The following is a 15,849-nucleotide window of genomic DNA, read 5'->3' on the forward strand; positions in this document are numbered from 1 at the left end:
GGACCGGCCCGGCAACGCCCGTGAGCACCCCCCGGCGCTGCCTACCGTGCGCGGGTGACGACCGTCGACCGGATCCCGGACCGGGCCCCGCCCGACCTGGACGAGATGTTCCGCAGGTACGCCGACCGGCTCTGGTCGGTGGCCCTGCGGATGCTCGGCGACCGGACCGAGGCCGAGGACGCGGTGCAGGAGGCGTTCCTGTCCGCGCTCCGCTCGCCCGGGTTCCGCGGTGACGCCGCGACGGGGACGTGGCTGCACCGGATCCTCGTGAACGACTGCGTCGACCGGCTCCGCGCGGCCGGGCGGCGACGGGACCGGTTGCGGGCCCTGGAGACGGTCGTCGCGGCCCGGGACCACGCGGGCGGGCTCGTGGTGCGGCTCGCCGTCTCCGACGCGCTGGCCCTGCTGCCGGTGGACCAGCGGGCCGCGCTGGTGCTCGTGGACGGGCTCGGCTACGGCGTCGCGGAGGCGGCGGAGATGCTGGCGGTGGCGCCGGGGACGGTGAAGAGCCGCCGGGCCCGTGCGCGGGCCCGGCTGGCCCCCGTGCTGCGGGAGGACGAGGGATGAGCAGTTCTCACCGATCCGACGACAACTCCTCGGAGATCACTCGTCGGTACGACGACAACCAGTGTTCACCTGCTTCGCGTCATCCCGACGAGGAACCGTTCGTCGAGGTCGGGGCGCGGATGGCCCGGGAACTCGGTCCGGTGGCGATGCCGGACGACGTGGCGGCGCGGATGCGGGCGCGGCTCGCCGCGGAGATGGCGCGAGCGGCTCCCGGACCGGAGCGGGGCGAGGCTCCGGCGGCCGGCGGCCCGCCGCCGGGCCGCCGCACCCCGTGGCGCGCGCTCGCCGTCGCCGCGGCGGTGCTCGTCGTCGCCGGGGTCGGGCTCGCCGCCCTCGTGCCCACCGCGCCGGTCGTCGTCCCGGTCGCCGGGACCGCTCCGGAGGAGCTCCGGTCCGCCGCCGCCGGCGCGGCCGTCCCCGTCGGCGCGCTCGACGATCCCGCCCGGGTCCGCGCCTGCCTCACCGCCGCCGGCGACCCGCGACCGGACGCTCCGTTCCTGACGGCCCGCCCGCACTCCGTCGACGGCCACCCGGCGGTCCTGCTCGTCCTCGGCGGACCGGAGCGGGGCCGCTACCGCCTCGTCGCCGTACCGCCGGACTGCGGGCCGGGCACCGCGCGGGTGCTCGCCGAGACCACCATCGGCTGACCCGGCAGGGCACCGGCGACGCCCGGGTCACGCGGCCCACGTCCCACGGCACCGACGAGCGGGAATGCCCCTGTCTAGGATCGCGTTCGAGCCATACGGCAGCCACGACGCAGGAGCCGGCCACCCGGGCCGGCACCCGCAGGCCCCGTCATCGCGCCCGTCGCCCGGGCGCGGCAGGAGGGATCGGTACCGGTGACCACCGACGACACGGTGCACAACCTGATCATCATCGGGTCCGGGCCGGCCGGCTACACCGCTGCGGTGTACGCCGCGCGGGCCCAGCTCGCCCCGCTCGTGTTCGAGGGCAGCCAGTTCGGCGGCGCCCTGATGACCACGACCGAGGTGGAGAACTACCCGGGCTTCACCGAGGGGATCATGGGCCCCGAGCTCATGCAGCAGATGCGCGGCCAGGCGGAGCGCTTCGGCGCCGACCTGCGCCCGCAGGACGTCGACGAGGTGAAGCTCGACGGCGACGTCAAGGAGGTGCGGGTCGGCAGGGAGACCTTCCGGGCCCGCGCCGTGATCCTCGCGATGGGTGCCGCCCCGCGCTACCTGCACGTCCCCGGTGAGCAGGAACTCCTCGGCCGCGGCGTCAGCTCGTGCGCCACCTGCGACGGCTTCTTCTTCCGGGACCAGAACATCGCCGTCATCGGCGGCGGCGACTCGGCGATGGAGGAGGCCACGTTCCTCACCCGCTTCGCCGAGACCGTCACGGTCATCCACCGTCGCGACGAGTTCCGCGCCTCGAAGATCATGTACGAGCGGGCGCAGAACGACCCGAAGATGCGCTGGCGCACCAACTCCGAGGTCACCGAGGTGACCGGCGAGGGCTCGGTGAAGCAGCTGCAGCTGCGCGACACCGTGACCGGTGAGACCGGCACGCTCGACGTCACCGGCATGTTCGTCGCGATCGGCCACGACCCGCGCAGCGCGCTGGTGGCGGGCCAGGTCGACGTCGACGACGAGGGCTACGTGCAGGTGGACGGACGTACCACCCACACGAACGTCCCGGGCGTCTTCGCCTGTGGCGACCTCGTCGACCACACCTACCGCCAGGCGATCACCGCCGCGGGCTCCGGCTGCTCGGCCGCGATCGACGCCGAGCGCTGGCTGGCCGGCCACGCGGTCAGCTCCGAGCTGGCCGGCGGCGGCTACGGCTCGGAGGAGACCGCCCCGGCGGCCGCCGTCGCCGACGCCGCGCACTGACCGACCACCGGCACCCGACAGACCGCATCCGCGACCGAAGGAGAACCCCATGGGCAACAACACCGTCGACGTCACCAGCAGCTCGTTCGACCAGGACGTCCTGAAGAGCGACAAGCCCGTCCTGGTCGACTTCTGGGCCACCTGGTGCGGCCCGTGCAAGATGGTCGCCCCGGTGCTCGACGAGATCGCCGGCGAGAACTCCGAGAAGCTGACCGTCGCCAAGCTCGACATCGACGCCAACCCGGAGGTCGCCCGCGACTACCAGGTCATGTCGGTCCCGACGATGATCCTGTTCTCCGGCGGCAAGCCGGTGAAGCAGATCGTGGGCGCGAAGCCGAAGGCGGCACTCCTCGCCGATCTTGCCGACCACATCTGATCACTGTCCGTGCGCTGCATAGCGCACGGAGATAACGCTGCGTGTCCCGGTTGATCACAACCGGGACACGCGCGTATCCGCCCCGATGCACTCCTCCGGGGGCTGGGCAGGGCACAATGAGTCCGGCACGCGTCCGGTCACCGGGCGGAACCGACCGATCACGGGCGTCGCACGGCGCCTCACGACTGCGAGCGAGGGGTGCATGCAGCTGCTCCGGCGCGGGGACTGCGGTCCGGCCGTACGCGAGATCCGGACGACGCTGGGACAGCTCGGTCTGCTCCCGGCGGTTCCGCCGGGCTCGCGCGCCCAGGACATGTTCGACGACGGCGTGGACCGCGCCGTCCGCATGTTCCAGCAGGGCCGTGGCCTGATCACCGACGGCATCGTCGGCCCGGACACCGCCCGCGCGCTGCGGGAGGCGGGCTGGAGCCTGGGCGACCGGATGCTGTCGTTCACGCTCTCCACCCCCACCACCGGCGACGACGTCGCCCACCTGCAGGAACGCCTGCTCGAGCTCGGGTACAACCCGGGCCGGCCGAGCGGGTTGTTCGACCAGCAGACCGAGCAGGCCCTGATCCGCTTCCAGCGTGACTACGGCATGACCCCCGACGGTGTCTGCGGCCCGGAGACGCTGCGCGCGCTGCGCCAGCTCGGCCGCAAGGTCACCGGCGGTCGTCCGCACCTCATGCGCGAGCAGGAGCTGCTGCGCCGGGCCGGGCCGCGGATGCGCGGCAAGCGCATCGTCATCGACCCGGGCCACGGCGGGCACGACCGCGGCGTCGACGTCGGCGGGGTCACCGAGGCCGACCTGATGTGGGACCTCGCCCGCCGGGTCGTCGGCCGCATGTCGGCCACCGGCATGGAGGCCCTGCTCTCCCGTCCGGAGAACGGCAACCCGCCGGACACCGAGCGCGCACAGTTCGCCAACGACGTCGGCGCCGACATGGTCGTGTCGCTGCACACCGACGCGAGCTTCAGCCCGCACGCGCAGGGTCTGGCGACCTACTACTTCGGCAACGGGTCGGGCACCACGTCGAACGTCGGGGAGGCGCTCGCCGGGTTGATCCAGCGCGAGCTGCTCACCCGGACCTCGATGCTCGACTGCCGCAGCCAGACGTGCACCTGGGAGCTCGTGCGCCGGACCCGGATGCCGGCCGTCCGCGTCGAGGTCGGGTACCTGACCCACCTCGGGGACCGCCGCAAGCTGCTCGACCCCGGCTTCCGCGACGTCGTCGCCGAGGGCATCCTCGTCGCCGTCAAGCGGCTGTACCTGCTCGGGCAGGACGACCAGCCCACCGGCACGTTCACCTTCAACGACGTGCTGGCCCGCGAGTACGCCAGGGACGAGATCCGGGCCGTCTGAGGCCCGCCACGACCCGCAGAGCCCCGCCCGTCCCCCTCACCCGGGGTCGGGCCGCCCGGGCCGTTGACGGCCCGCTCAGAGCGCCCTCAGATCGTCCCTGCGGGCGGCACGAACGACAGCTGGCAGGACCCCGCGCGGGCCGGTGTCGCCGTCGGGCGCGGCGCCGCGGTCTGCATCGGGATGGTCACCGTGTTGAACAGCTGTTCGAGCGCGGCTTCCACGTCGGACTTCCACTCCAGCCCCGAGCGCAGCTCCATCCGCAGCCGCGGCCAGCGGTGGTGCGGGCGGACGGTCTTGAAACCGACCGAGCGGAGGAAGTCCGCCGGGACGACGCAGTCGGACTCGGTGCCGGGACGCGCGTCGCCGAACGCCTCCACGGCCTTCACCCCGCGCCGGGTCAGGTCCTTCACGACGGCCTGGGCGAGCGCCCGGCCCAGTCCCTCGCCGGCGAACTCCGGGGCCACCTGCATCGTGGTCAGCAGGACGGCGTCGGCGCTGACCGGTCCGGTCGGCATCTCGGTGGCACGGGGGACCGACGCCGGCGGCGCGAACAGCACGTACCCCGCGGGGGCACCGCCGACGTAGACGACCCGGCCGCAGGAGCCCCACTCGAGGAGCACCTCCGACAGCCAGGCCTCCTTCTCCAGGTCGGTCGTGCCGTACCCCTCGGCCTGGTCGGCGAGCTGGGGTGAGAGCTCCCAGTAGACGCAGTTGCGACACCGCTTCGGCAGATCGCCGAGGTTGTCGAGGTTGAGCGCGGCAACGTGCCAGGACACGGAATCCGACCTCCGGATGTCGTCGTCGCGCGATGCACGCGCTGCTGCGCGGCCGGCCCGTCCGGGGCGTGGTCCCGACCCCGGCGCCGGAGCAACCGTCCCCCCTGGCCGCCCCCGGGTCCGGTGACCCCGCGCAGCCCGAGACTAGGTGGATTCTCGCGATCCCGTCACCCCGAGAAGGCCCACCGGTACGAACGTCACGACGAAGGGCGGGCCGATCACCCGTCGCGGTTACACTCGGCGAGCCTTTTCCCCTCGCAGAGGAGCATGCGATGACCCTGCCCGACCGCCCGCAGCAGCCCGACGTCCGCCGTTCCGCGGCCGCGGCGGCCGCGCAGGCAGCGGCGGCAGGGGAGGGGGCCGTGGTCCCGCTCGCCCCCACCGAGCGCTTCGCGACCCGCACCGCCGGGATGACGGCGTCGGAGATCCGGGCGCTGTTCGCCGTCGCGAGCCGTCCCGAGGTCGTCTCGCTGGCCGGTGGCATGCCGAACCTGGCGGCGCTGCCGCTGCAGTCCCTCGCCCGCGAGGTGGCCGAGCTCGTCGACGTGGACGGCATGTCCGCGCTGCAGTACGGCTCCGCGCAGGGTGTACCACAGCTGCGGGAGCAGATCTGCGAGGTCATGCGGGAGGAGGGCATCGAGGCCGACCCGAACGACGTCGTCGTCACCGTCGGCTCGCAGATGGCCCTCGACCTGCTGACCCGGATCTTCGTCGACCCGGGCGACGTCGTCCTGGCCGAGGGACCATCCTACGTCGGCGCGCTGGGCAGCTTCGCCGCCTACCAGGCGCGGGTCGTGCACGTCGCGATGGACGAGCACGGGCTGGTCCCGGAGCTGCTGCACGAGGCGCTGGAGTCGCTGGCGCGGCAGGGGATCGTCCCGAAGTTCCTGTACACGATCCCGAACTTCCACAACCCGGCCGGCGTGACGCTGGCGCACGAGCGGCGCCCGCGGATCCTGGAGCTGTGCCGGCGCTACGGCGTGATGGTCGTCGAGGACAACCCCTACGGGATGCTCGGTTTCGACGGCGAGGTGCACCCGGCGCTGCGTTCGTACGACCCGGACGTGCTGTACCTGGGGTCGTTCTCGAAGACGTTCGCGTCCGGGCTGCGGGTGGGCTGGGCGCTGGTACCGCCGCTGGTGCGGGACCGGCTGGTGCTGGCCGCGGAGTCGGCGACGCTGTGCCCGCCGTCGTTCACGCAGATGCTGGTGTCGCGCTACCTGTCGCACCACGACTGGCGCAGCCAGATCAAGACGTTCAGCGAGAACTACCGCGAGCGCCGCGACGCGATGCTCGCCGCGCTGGAGACGTACCTGCCCGAGGGCTGCACCTGGAACGTCCCCGACGGCGGGTTCTTCGTGTGGCTGACCGTGCCGGAGGGCGTCGACACGAAGGCGATGCTGCCCCGTGCGGTCACCGCGCGGGTCGCGTACGCGTCCGGCACCGGCTTCTACGCCGACGGGTTCGGCAGCCGGCAGCTGCGGCTGTCGTTCTGCTTCCCGACGCCCGAGCGCATCACCGAGGGCGTGCGGCGGCTGGCGGCGGTGCTGGAGGCCGAGATGGAGGTCGTGCGGACGTTCGGGACACCGGTCCGCCCCGAGCTGACCCGGGGCACCCAGAGCCCGTCGCCGGACACGACCTGACACCGTCCGACGACGGCGATGTTTCACGTGGAACGCCCCGGACCGGCTCCCGGTCCGGGGCGTTCCCGTTCATGGCGCAGAATGCCCGCGTGAGCGATCGAACGGTGGCCGTGCTGGCCGGAGGCCTGTCCCACGAGCGTGAGGTGTCCCTGCGATCCGGTCGTCGACTGGCGGGTGCGCTGCGCGCGAACGGTGTCGACGTCCGCGAGTGGGACGTCGACGCGCGCCTGTTGGAGCGGCTGTCGACCGACCGGCCGGACGCGGTCGCCGTCGCGCTGCACGGGGGCGAGGGGGAGAACGGCGCCGTGCAGCAGGTGCTGGAGCTGCTGGGCATCCCGTTCGTCGGTACGCCGTCCGGGGCGTGCCGGCGGGCGTGGGACAAGCCGAGCGTGAAGACCGAGCTCGTCCGCGCGGGTCTGTCGACGCCGGACTGGGTCGCGCTGCCGCACTCGACCTTCCGTGAGCTGGGAGCGCAGGGCGTGCTCGGTGCGATCGTCGAGCGCCTGGGGCTGCCGCTGGTGCTCAAGCCGGACCAGGGCGGCTCGGCGCTCGGTGTGCAGGTGGTCCGGAACGCGGCGGACCTGCCGGCCGCGATGGTCAGCTGCTTCGCCTACGCCGAGACGGTGCTCGTCGAGCGATTCGTCGCCGGGACCGAGGTCGCGGTGTCGGTCGTCCACGACGGCGAGGAGCCCCGTGCGCTGCCGCCGGTGGAGGTGGAGGTGCCGTCCGGGTTCTACGACTACACGTCCCGCTACACACCCGGTGCGGCCACGTTCCACTGCCCGGCGCGGCTGCCGTCGGACGTGCTGGACGCGCTGGCCGACACCGCCCTGGCCGCACACCGGCTGCTGGGGATGCGCGACGTGTCGCGCACCGACGCGATCGTCGACGCCGACGGTCACGTGCACGTCCTGGAGATGAACGTGTCGCCGGGCCTGACCGACACCTCGCTGCTCCCGACCGCGGTGGCCGCGGACGGTTCCGACCTCGCGACGGTCTACCTGGCGCTCGTCGAGCGCGCGGCGGCCCGGCAGGGCTGAGCGGTGGTCCACGTGGAACCACAGCGGTGTGGTTCCACGTGGAACATCAGCCGAGCACGCCACCGCAGGGCTCGGAGGCCCGCCACAGCTCCAGGAGCGGGCTCATCCCGTCCCCGAGACCCGGCTGCTGCGGGACCATCGCGAAGCAGGCGACGAGCTGCACCAGCCGGGCCGCCTCGCAGAGGGCGAGCAGCTCGGCGTCGACGGGACGGTCGGCCGCCCGCTCGTAGGCGACGACGACCTCCGGGCCGGCGAAGGTCAGGTCCCACTCGACCGGTCCGACGCAGACGTGCTCGAGGTCGGCGTCGTACGGACCGTCCGGGGTCCGCAGGACGTTGTACGCCGGCGAGTCCCCGTGCACCGGCTGCGGGCGTGTGCCGGGGAACCGGTCGGCGCAGCCCGCCTCGTCGCCGAGCACCGGGAGGATCGTCGCCCACTCCCGCAGCGCGCGGTCGCGGTCGGTGGGGGAGACGTGGGTGGTGTCGTGCCGCAGCGCGTCGAGCATCGCCGTGACGGAGTCGTCGAGTGGGTGCATCCAGTCCAGCTCGACCGGACACGGTCGTAGCGCGGTGTGCAGCCGAGCGAGCGTCGCGCCGCTCGCACCGGCGTCGGGCGGGCCGTCCGGGACGACGGTCAGGCGCTCCCAGAAGGTGAGGGACAGGTCCCCGGCGGCGACGGGTCGCTCCGGGTGTGCGGGCCGGACCACGGGGTGCCCGGCGTCCGACAGCCACCGGCAGACCGCGATCTCGCGCCGCTGCTGCTCCGCCTGTCCCGCCGGATCGAGGCCGGGCGGGAGGACGGTGGGGACCCGCACCACGACCGGCTCCGGCTCCAGTGCGACGACGACCGAGAACAGGTCGTGCAGGACGCGGGGCGTACCGGGGCGGTAACCGTGGTCCCGCGCGGCGGACACCGCGGTGTCGACGGCGCGGTCGGTGCGAGCGGCGAGATCGGCGTCGGTGAGCACCGGCCCATCCTGGGGTATCGCGATGTTCCACGTGAAACACACGCACGCGACGCCGGGCCGGATCGGTCGGGTCGGCGGGATCGGAGCCGCTCGGTGTGCTCCGGGGCTTGCGCAGTGGGTCGCCCTGTAGCGCTCCGCCACGCACTGCCTGGCCGGTCCGATCCCGCCCCGCAGCCCCCGGTTCCACACCGCCCGCTCCCACACCGCAGGTCGTGCACCGCCGGTCGTGCACCGCGCCCGGTCCTGCACCGCCCGGTCCTGCACCGCCCGGTCCCGCACCGCCCGATCCGCGCCCCGGTCTCGCGCCCACCGAGTCGTGCCGACGGGCCGAGCGCTTCCGGGCCGAGCGCGAGCGGCCCGGGCATCGGTGGACCAGGTGCCGGTGGGCCGGACGCCGGTGGCTGGGTTCAACGCAGCGGCACGCGCGGTCGTCCCGGATGCCGGCCGCCGCACACCGGGTCGACGCATCCGGGGCGGCCGTCCCCGACACCGTCGCCGGACGGCGGCACGAGCCGGACTCCACCGGGAATGCCGAGGCGCGGCGATCCCACCGGGGCCATCCGGCTGCCACCTCGGACGGACGACCCCACATCGCCGAGGAGGCGCACACGCACGGATCGGCGCCGCGCGCATCCGGTACTCGGCGACGAGCTCCTCCGTGGCGACAGGCGACGGGGTCCACCACCGCCCACGCCGCCGTCGGCGGACGAGCGGCCGACCCGGTCGCCGTGTCCGTCGGCGCGTGCCGGGTCGCGGCGCGGCAGGTCCCGCAGCGCGGGCGGACCACCCCGGGGTCGCGGCATCCGGCCCGGGGCCGGACCCGTGCAGCGCGGGGGAGGATCGCACCCCCCGATCGGCACCGACAGACCGGACACGCCATCAGTGCCGGACAGTGCCACCGGGCCGAGCCGTCCCACCGGGCCGAGCCGTGCCACCGGGCCGAGCCGTACCACCGGACTGGACCGCGCCACTGAGCTGGGTCGTCTCCTGGGCCGGACGGTGTCACCGGGTCGTGCCGTGTACACCGCCACCCGGCGTCCGGGACCGGGACGACCGGACGAAGTCTGCGGCCCGGCACGCACCGGGGGACCGGGCCTCCAGGCCGCGGGAGTGGCAGCAGCACCGAGACACCGCACCCTGGACCTCCCACGGGATCCGGAGCCTCCCGCAGGCCACCCCGCTCACGACCGAGCCCAACCCCCGGCCCGGTGCAGCCGGCGCCCGCCACGACCTCCACCGATGTTCCACGTGGAACATCGACGCCGCCCCGCCCGCGGTCCCGACCACACGCGGATCGACAAGGAAGTCCGCGGACCCCGGCCCCACACGGACCACAGAACCCGGGTCGGGACGACACCGTCCCGCTCGCCGGCCGAAGCCCGGTCGATGACCACTCCGTACGACCGTCGCCGGGGACCCGCCACGAGCCGAACCACGCGCGACCACCGTCGGTGCAGCCGCATTCGGACGGACGTACGACTGATCAGGCCGTATCCCGACCACCTCACCCCAGCGAGGACCAAGAAATCGAATAAAAGCGACCAATCGGGCAGGTCGACCGGCTCAGCGACCCCACACGTCTCGTGAGACCCACCCCGGCCTCCCCATCCACCGCGCGCCCGTCGGACGCCTCAGAGGCCGTCTCAGGACGCCCTCAGAAGCCCTCCACCGCGCCGTACCCCGCAGCCATCCCCGTACCCGGACAGACCGACGGCCGCCGTGCACGGGGACGACGGCCGTCGGTGACGGGGAATGGTGCCCGGTCAGTCGCGCTCGCTGATCCCCATCAGCCCGGTGATCCGGTCGAGGTCCTCGACCGATCCGAACTCGACGACGATGCGGCCCTTGCGCTGACCCATCTCGACCTTCACCCGGGTGTCGAACATGTCGGCCAGCCGGTCGGCGCGCTCGACGAACTCCGGACGCTGATCGCCGCGACGGCGGACCCGGCGTTCCTGCGGCGGTCCCGTGTGCCGCGCCAGCACGACGGCCTCCTCGGTCGCACGGACCGACATGCCCTCGGCCACGATCCGGGTGGCGAGGTCCTCCTGCTGCCCGGCGTCCTCCAGGCCGAGCAGGGCGCGCGCGTGCCCGGCCGACAGCACGCCGGCGGCGACCCGGCGCTGCACCGACACCGGCAGCTTCAGCAGCCGGATCATGTTGGTGACGACGGGCCGGCTACGACCGAGCCGGTCGGCGAGCTCGGAGTGCGTGACGCCGAACTCGGCGAGCAGCTGCTCGTAGGCGGCCGCCTCCTCGAGGGGATTGAGCTGGACGCGGTGGATGTTCTCCAGGAGCGCGTCGCGGAGCATCACGTCGTCGGCGGTGTGCCGGACGATCGCGGGCAGCGTCTCCAGTCCGGCGCGCTGGGCCGCGCGCCACCGGCGCTCGCCCATGATCAGCTCGTAGTCGACACCGGCCCGCCGGACCACGATCGGCTGCAGCAGCCCGAACTCGCGGATCGAGTGCTCCAGCTCGGCGAGCTGATCGTCGTCGAACTGGGTCCGCGGCTGCTTGGGGTTGGGCACGATCCGCCGCAGCGGGATCTCGCGGTACTCCGCGCCGCCGTCGACGACCGGGGTCTCGGGGTCGTGGTCGTCGCGCCGGACGGCCGGGGCCGGGCGGTGCAGGGATGCGCCGGGTCCGTTGTTCCCGGGCCGGTCGCCGGACTCCGACGGGCCGGTGGGGATGAGCGCGGCGAGACCGCGGCCCAGCCCACCCTTGCGCTCGGCCATCTCAGCGACCGTCCGGGCGGTAGGCGCCGCTCGCCCCGTGCTCGGCGATCTCCCGGGCCGCGTCGATGTAGCTCATCGCGCCGCGGGAGCCGGGGTCGTAGGCGAGCACGGTCTGGCTGTAGCCGGGCGCCTCGGAGACCTTCACGCTGCGCGGGATGACCGTGCGCAGCGCCGTCGGGCCGAAGTGCTGGCGGACCTCGGAGGTGACCTGGTCGGCGAGCTTGGTGCGGCCGTCGTACATGGTCAGCAGGATGGTCGACACGTGCAGCGAGGTGTTCAGGTGCGACCGGACGAGATCGATGTTGGACAGCAGCTGCCCGAGCCCCTCCAGCGCGTAGTACTCGCACTGGATCGGGATGAGCACCTCGGACGCCGCGACGAGCGCGTTGACCGTCAGCAGCCCCAGCGACGGCGGGCAGTCGATGAGCACGTAGTCGACGTCGAGCCGGGACAGCGTCTCGTCGTTCAGCGCCTGGGCCAGCCGGGACTCCCGGGCGACCATGCTGACGAGCTCGATCTCGGCGCCGGCCAGGTCGATCGTGGCGGGCAGGCAGAGCAGGTTCGGCGACGCGGTGCTGACCGCGACGGCCTCCTCGAGGGGGATCTCACCGAGCATCACCTCGTACACCGACGGCGTGCCGGTGCGGTGCTCGACGCCGAGCGCGGTGGACGCGTTGCCCTGCGGGTCGAGGTCGATCACCAGCACCCGGATGCCGTGCAGGGCCAGGCCCGCGGCCAGGTTGACCGTGCTGGTCGTCTTCCCGACCCCGCCCTTCTGGTTCGCGACGCCCATGATGCGCCGCGCGGCCGGGCGGGGCATGCCGTGCCGGTCGGGGTGCAGGACGCGTGCGGCCCGCTCGGCCTCGTCCGCGATGGGGGTCCATCCGGCACTCATGCGCGACCCTCGCTTCCTGGACGGTTCGTGCCCGGTCGGTGTTTCACGTGAAACGGCGCTCCGGCACCCATCATCGCCGTTCCTTCCTCCGGTTGCGGCGGGGCGCGCCGGTCCGCGGGATCTCGACCACCGTGGTCAGCGGATCGACCACACCGGCTCCGGTCTCGTGGATCCGGGGTTCGCCCCCTCCGAGCGCACGGACCGCCGCGGCGTCGCGGGCGATCTCCTCCGGGGCGGAGGCGCCCTTCAGCACCAGCATCGCACCCCCCTGCCGCAGCAGGGGCAGGCAGATGCACGCGAGCCGGGCCAGCGGTCCGACGGCCCGGGCGGTGACGACGTCGGCCCCCTCCCATCGTCGCAGAACGGGCTTCTCCTCGGCACGCCCCCGTTCGACGACGACGTCCAGGCCGAGGTCGCCCAGCACCTCGTCCAGCCACTCCACGCGGCGGGCCAGCGGCTCGATCAGCACGATCCGCAGGTCCGGCCGGGCCAGGGCGAGCGGGATCCCGGGGAGCCCGGCACCGGAGCCGACGTCGGCGACCCGGGCGTCGGCGGGGACGACCTCGCCGAGGACCGCACAGTTCAGCACGTGCCGGTCCCACAGCCGGTCCCGTTCGCGCGGGCCGATCAACCCGCGCTCGATCCCGGAGGTCGCGAGGTGCTCGACGTAGCGGACGGCCAGCCCGGTCCGGTCGCCGAAGACCTTCTCCGCGACCTCCGGGGTCGGGATGGGAGAGGTGGTCACTTCTTGTGGACCACGACCTGGCGACGCGGCTCCTCGCCCTCGCTCTCGGAGACGACGCCCTTCACGGTGGCGACGGCGTCGTGCACGACCTTGCGCTCGAACGGCGTCATCGGCCGCAGCCGCGCGGACTCGCCGCTGGTCTTGACCTCCTGGGCGGTCTCCAGGCCGAGCTCGGTGAGCTCGTCGCGGCGGTGCCGCCGCCAGCCCGCGATGTCGAGCATCAGCCGGCTGCGGCTGCCCAGCTGCTGCTGGACGGCCAGGCGGGCCAGCTCCTGCAGGCTCTCCAGCACCGAGCCCTTGTCGCCGACGAGCTTCTGCAGGTCGGCGTCGTCCTCGGCGCCCTCGATGCTGACGATGGCGCGGCCGCCCTCGACGTCGAGGTCGATGTCGCCGTCGTAGTCGAGGATGTCCAGCAGGCGCTCCAGGTAGTCACCTGCGACGTCGCCCTCCTGGATCAGCAGGCTCTCGCCGGACGGCTTGTCCTGCACGTCAGGACCCTCGGCGGGCTCCTTGGCGGTGGTGGGCACGCGCAACTCCTCTCGTCAACGGTTCGCGGTCCGTCGCGCCCGGGCCCGCGCGGCGGTGGGGTCCGCCGGGGCCGGCGGGGCGCGCCGGGGTCTGTCGGGGTGGTGCGGTGGGACGGTCAGCGACGCCTGCCGCGCCGGGCCTTGGCCCCCGGACGCTTCTGCACCGGCTTCGCCCCGGGCTTCTTCTGGCCGTTGCCGTTGCCGTTCCCGTTGCGGGCCGTGCCGTTGCGCTGCCCGTCGGGGGTCGTGCCGGTGTCGGCGGAGGCGCCGTCGGATCCGGTGGCGCGGGATTCGGACGCCGCCTCCGCGGTCTGCGCCTCGGCCGGCTGGATCGGCTCGTCGGCGATCTCGCGGACGTCCTCGGCGGTGCCGCGGCGGACGTCGCGGACCGGCTTCTGGCCGGGGCGCGGGGCGCGGGCCTTCGCGGACTCGGTGGCCTTCTCGGCCTTGTCCGACTCCTCTGCGTCGATCTTGCGGTAGACGACGTACTGCTGGCCGAGGGTCCACAGGTTGTTGGCGACCCAGTAGAAGAGGACCGCGAGCGGCAGGAACGGCGCACCGACGACGACACCGATCGGGAACACGTACAGCATCAGCTTCTGCATGATCTCGGCCTGCGGGTTCGCCGCGACGGTGCCGGCGGCGATCTGCGCCTGCTGGCGGGCGACCGAGTGGCGTGCGGTGATGTGGGTGAAGATGCCGGCCGCGATCATCAGCGGGATCATCACGATCCACTGCGAGACCAGGTTGCCGCCGAGTTCGGCGACCGAGGCGGTGTTCTGCAGCGGCCACACGGCCGAGCCCAGCTTCGCGCCGAACAGGCTCGAGTCGACGAACGAGGCGTTCTCCGCCGCGTTGAAGACGTAGTTCTCGGTCTTGCCCGGCTTGAACTCGCGCAGCACGTGGAACAGGCCGATGAACACCGGGATCTGCACCAGGATGGGCAGGCAGCCCATCAGCGGGTTGGCGCCGTTCTGCTGCTGGAGTTTCTGCATCTCCGTGGCGAGCTTCTGGCGGTCGTTCGCGTACTTCTTCCGGAGCTTCTGCATCTCCGGGGCCATCTCCTGCATCTTGCGCATGGAGCGGACCTGCACGACGAACGGCTTGTAGAGGATGACGCGCAGCGTGAAGACGAGGAAGACGACCGACAGCGCCCAGGCGAACCCGTTGTCCTCACCGAGGACGAAGCCGAAGACCTTGTGCCAGACCCACATGATCCAGCTGACGGGGTAGTAGATGAAGTCCAGCACTGCTGCGTTGCTCCTCGTGGTCTCGGGCGGGGCCGCGGGTCAGCGGTCCGTACCGCGTGAGAGGCCTTCGGTCCGGGGCGGGTCGGTGGACGTCTGCTCCGGCCCGGGATCGGGTTCGGTGCCGCTGCGCGGGACCCCGTCGCTGCGCCGCCGGCGCGGCGGCACCGGGTCCCACCCGCCAGGGTGCCACGGGGCACACTTCAGCAACCGCCACACGGTGAGGCCGAGACCGCGCACGAATCCGTGCTCGCGGAACGCCTCGACCGAGTACGCGCTGCAGCTCGGGTGGAACCGGCAGCTCGGCATCAGGTTCGGGGAGATCCACACCTGGTACCAGCGCACCGCGGCCATCGCGGCCCGCGCGCCGACATCGGGCCGGGCGCCGGGGAGCCCTCCGTCGTCCATCGGAGCCTCCTCCGTCGGGGCCGCGTCGTGTGCCGTGCTCATCGCGGGCCGTCCGCGGCCGGGCGCGGACGGCGCGGCCGCTGCGCCGCCCGCAGTGCGGAGTCGAGGTCGGCCGCCAGCTCGGCGGACGAGGCGTCACCGGCGGGCGGCAACGCACGGACGACGAGTGCGGCGCCGGCGGGCAGCGCCGTCAGCCGGTCCGCGACCAGGTGCCGCAGCCGCCGGGAGACCCGGTGCCGGACCACCGCGTTGCCGACGGCCTTGCTCACGACGAAACCCGCCCTCGGCGAGGCGTGCTCGGGCACGCCGCCGGGGCGGGTCAGGTCGAGATGGACCACCAGCCTCGACCGACCGGCACGTCGTCCGCGCCTGATCGTCGAGGCGAACTCGGGCCGGCGGGTGAGCCGGGCGTGTGCCGGCAGCACGGCGCGGGCCGGTGGGGGCGCCGGCCGTCAGGCCGAGAGGTTGCCGCGCCCCTTGCGACGGCGCGCGGCGAGGATCGCGCGGCCGGCGCGGGTGCGCATGCGCAGCCGGAAGCCGTGCGTCTTGGCCCGGCGGCGGTTGTTCGGCTGGAAAGTACGCTTGCTCACGGTCGGCTCCTGGTCGGCGGTTCGCAGGCGTCCTGCGACGCCGAGATGTCTACGGTCACTGGCTCGGGTTCGCGGGCCACCGGCCACGCGGCACTCCGCAACAGGTGCGGGAAGCCG

At 73.5% G+C, this 15,849-nt stretch carries 17 protein-coding genes; 7 read left to right on the forward strand and 10 right to left on the reverse strand.

Going from position 1 to position 15,849, the window contains the following annotated elements:
• The first annotated feature begins 54 nt into the window (after positions 1 to 54).
• From WHI96_RS00915 to WHI96_RS00935, 5 genes are all read left to right on the forward strand, one after another.
• On the forward strand, positions 55 to 567 hold the full coding sequence (locus WHI96_RS00915) for a sigma-70 family RNA polymerase sigma factor (protein ID WP_073573699.1): 513 nt from the start codon (positions 55 to 57) through the stop codon (positions 565 to 567).
• Positions 564 to 1,214 carry an RsmA family anti-sigma factor gene (locus tag WHI96_RS00920; RefSeq protein ID WP_345647830.1) on the forward strand — a complete coding sequence of 217 codons (651 nt, stop codon included), beginning with the start codon at positions 564 to 566 and terminating at the stop codon, positions 1,212 to 1,214. The genes WHI96_RS00915 and WHI96_RS00920 overlap by 4 nt, the downstream gene beginning before the upstream one ends.
• 192 nt (positions 1,215 to 1,406) lie before the next feature.
• The gene (trxB, locus tag WHI96_RS00925; RefSeq protein ID WP_345647832.1) at positions 1,407 to 2,420 is read left to right on the forward strand and encodes a thioredoxin-disulfide reductase; all 1,014 of its coding nucleotides are present in this window, start codon (positions 1,407 to 1,409) and stop codon (positions 2,418 to 2,420) included.
• 49 nt (positions 2,421 to 2,469) lie between these two features.
• Positions 2,470 to 2,796, forward strand: a complete 327-nt coding sequence (trxA, locus tag WHI96_RS00930; protein ID WP_020622767.1) for a thioredoxin — start codon at positions 2,470 to 2,472, stop codon at positions 2,794 to 2,796.
• Between the two features lie 202 nt (positions 2,797 to 2,998).
• Positions 2,999 to 4,159, forward strand: coding sequence for an N-acetylmuramoyl-L-alanine amidase (locus WHI96_RS00935; RefSeq protein WP_073573702.1), 1,161 nt, complete (start codon positions 2,999 to 3,001; stop codon positions 4,157 to 4,159).
• Between the two features lie 86 nt (positions 4,160 to 4,245).
• Here WHI96_RS00935 and WHI96_RS00940 read toward each other — a convergent pair whose 3' ends face one another.
• Positions 4,246 to 4,935 carry a GNAT family N-acetyltransferase gene (locus WHI96_RS00940; protein ID WP_224401046.1) on the reverse strand — a complete coding sequence of 230 codons (690 nt, stop codon included), beginning with the start codon at positions 4,933 to 4,935 and terminating at the stop codon, positions 4,246 to 4,248.
• 272 nt (positions 4,936 to 5,207) lie between these two features.
• Here WHI96_RS00940 and WHI96_RS00945 point away from each other — a divergent pair, with 272 nt between their 5' ends.
• Both WHI96_RS00945 and WHI96_RS00950 read left to right on the forward strand, forming a co-directional pair.
• On the forward strand, positions 5,208 to 6,578 hold the full coding sequence (locus WHI96_RS00945) for an aminotransferase-like domain-containing protein (RefSeq protein ID WP_224401045.1): 1,371 nt from the start codon (positions 5,208 to 5,210) through the stop codon (positions 6,576 to 6,578).
• Between the two features lie 89 nt (positions 6,579 to 6,667).
• Complete coding sequence (locus WHI96_RS00950; RefSeq protein ID WP_062399020.1) at positions 6,668 to 7,618, forward strand: D-alanine--D-alanine ligase family protein; 951 nt, start codon at positions 6,668 to 6,670, stop codon at positions 7,616 to 7,618.
• 46 nt (positions 7,619 to 7,664) lie between these two features.
• On the opposite strand, the gene WHI96_RS00955 is transcribed toward WHI96_RS00950, so the two are convergent.
• The 9 genes from WHI96_RS00955 to rpmH form a co-directional block, all read right to left on the reverse strand.
• Positions 7,665 to 8,585, reverse strand: a complete 921-nt coding sequence (locus tag WHI96_RS00955; protein WP_345647838.1) for an aminoglycoside phosphotransferase/kinase family protein — start codon at positions 8,583 to 8,585, stop codon at positions 7,665 to 7,667.
• Positions 8,586 to 10,348: 1,763 nt separating this feature from the next.
• On the reverse strand, positions 10,349 to 11,320 hold the full coding sequence (locus tag WHI96_RS00960) for a ParB/RepB/Spo0J family partition protein (RefSeq protein WP_345647841.1): 972 nt from the start codon (positions 11,318 to 11,320) through the stop codon (positions 10,349 to 10,351).
• 1 nt (position 11,321) lies between these two features.
• Entirely contained in the window at positions 11,322 to 12,215 is an 894-nt protein-coding gene (locus WHI96_RS00965; RefSeq protein WP_060713924.1) for a ParA family protein, read from the reverse strand.
• Between the two features lie 70 nt (positions 12,216 to 12,285).
• Positions 12,286 to 12,960 (reverse strand): 16S rRNA (guanine(527)-N(7))-methyltransferase RsmG, encoded by a 675-nt coding sequence (gene rsmG, locus WHI96_RS00970; RefSeq protein WP_345647848.1) that lies wholly within the window; start codon positions 12,958 to 12,960, stop codon positions 12,286 to 12,288.
• Positions 12,957 to 13,448: a Jag family protein gene (locus tag WHI96_RS00975; RefSeq protein WP_100880756.1), complete on the reverse strand. Its 492-nt coding sequence runs from the start codon at positions 13,446 to 13,448 to the stop codon at positions 12,957 to 12,959. Before WHI96_RS00975 ends, rsmG begins: the two co-directional genes overlap by 4 nt.
• A 155-nt stretch (positions 13,449 to 13,603) precedes the next feature.
• Positions 13,604 to 14,737, reverse strand: coding sequence for a membrane protein insertase YidC (gene yidC, locus WHI96_RS00980; protein ID WP_345647851.1), 1,134 nt, complete (start codon positions 14,735 to 14,737; stop codon positions 13,604 to 13,606).
• A gap of 39 nt (positions 14,738 to 14,776) precedes the next feature.
• Complete coding sequence (gene yidD, locus WHI96_RS00985; RefSeq protein ID WP_345647853.1) at positions 14,777 to 15,142, reverse strand: membrane protein insertion efficiency factor YidD; 366 nt, start codon at positions 15,140 to 15,142, stop codon at positions 14,777 to 14,779.
• Positions 15,143 to 15,180: 38 nt separating this feature from the next.
• Entirely contained in the window at positions 15,181 to 15,567 is a 387-nt protein-coding gene (gene rnpA / locus WHI96_RS00990) for a ribonuclease P protein component (protein WP_208820459.1), read from the reverse strand.
• A 27-nt stretch (positions 15,568 to 15,594) separates the two neighbouring features.
• Positions 15,595 to 15,732 carry a 50S ribosomal protein L34 gene (rpmH, locus tag WHI96_RS00995; protein WP_020622600.1) on the reverse strand — a complete coding sequence of 46 codons (138 nt, stop codon included), beginning with the start codon at positions 15,730 to 15,732 and terminating at the stop codon, positions 15,595 to 15,597.
• Positions 15,733 to 15,849: the final 117 nt, after the last annotated feature.

The sequence above is a fragment of the Pseudonocardia tropica genome, from assembly GCF_040105315.1.
GTDB classification, from domain to species: Bacteria; Actinomycetota; Actinomycetes; order Mycobacteriales; family Pseudonocardiaceae; genus Pseudonocardia; species Pseudonocardia alni.

Coding starts and splice junctions, on each gene's coding strand:
- yidD (WP_345647853.1), bottom strand. CDS start 15,142: ATGGACGACGGAGGGCTCCCCGGCGCCCGGCCCGATGTCGGCGCGCGG.
- WHI96_RS00965 (WP_060713924.1), bottom strand. CDS start 12,215: ATGAGTGCCGGATGGACCCCCATCGCGGACGAGGCCGAGCGGGCCGCA.
- WHI96_RS00935 (WP_073573702.1), top strand. CDS start 2,999: ATGCAGCTGCTCCGGCGCGGGGACTGCGGTCCGGCCGTACGCGAGATC.
- WHI96_RS00920 (WP_345647830.1), top strand. CDS start 564: ATGAGCAGTTCTCACCGATCCGACGACAACTCCTCGGAGATCACTCGT.
- WHI96_RS00960 (WP_345647841.1), bottom strand. CDS start 11,320: ATGGCCGAGCGCAAGGGTGGGCTGGGCCGCGGTCTCGCCGCGCTCATC.
- trxA (WP_020622767.1), top strand. CDS start 2,470: ATGGGCAACAACACCGTCGACGTCACCAGCAGCTCGTTCGACCAGGAC.
- WHI96_RS00945 (WP_224401045.1), top strand. CDS start 5,208: ATGACCCTGCCCGACCGCCCGCAGCAGCCCGACGTCCGCCGTTCCGCG.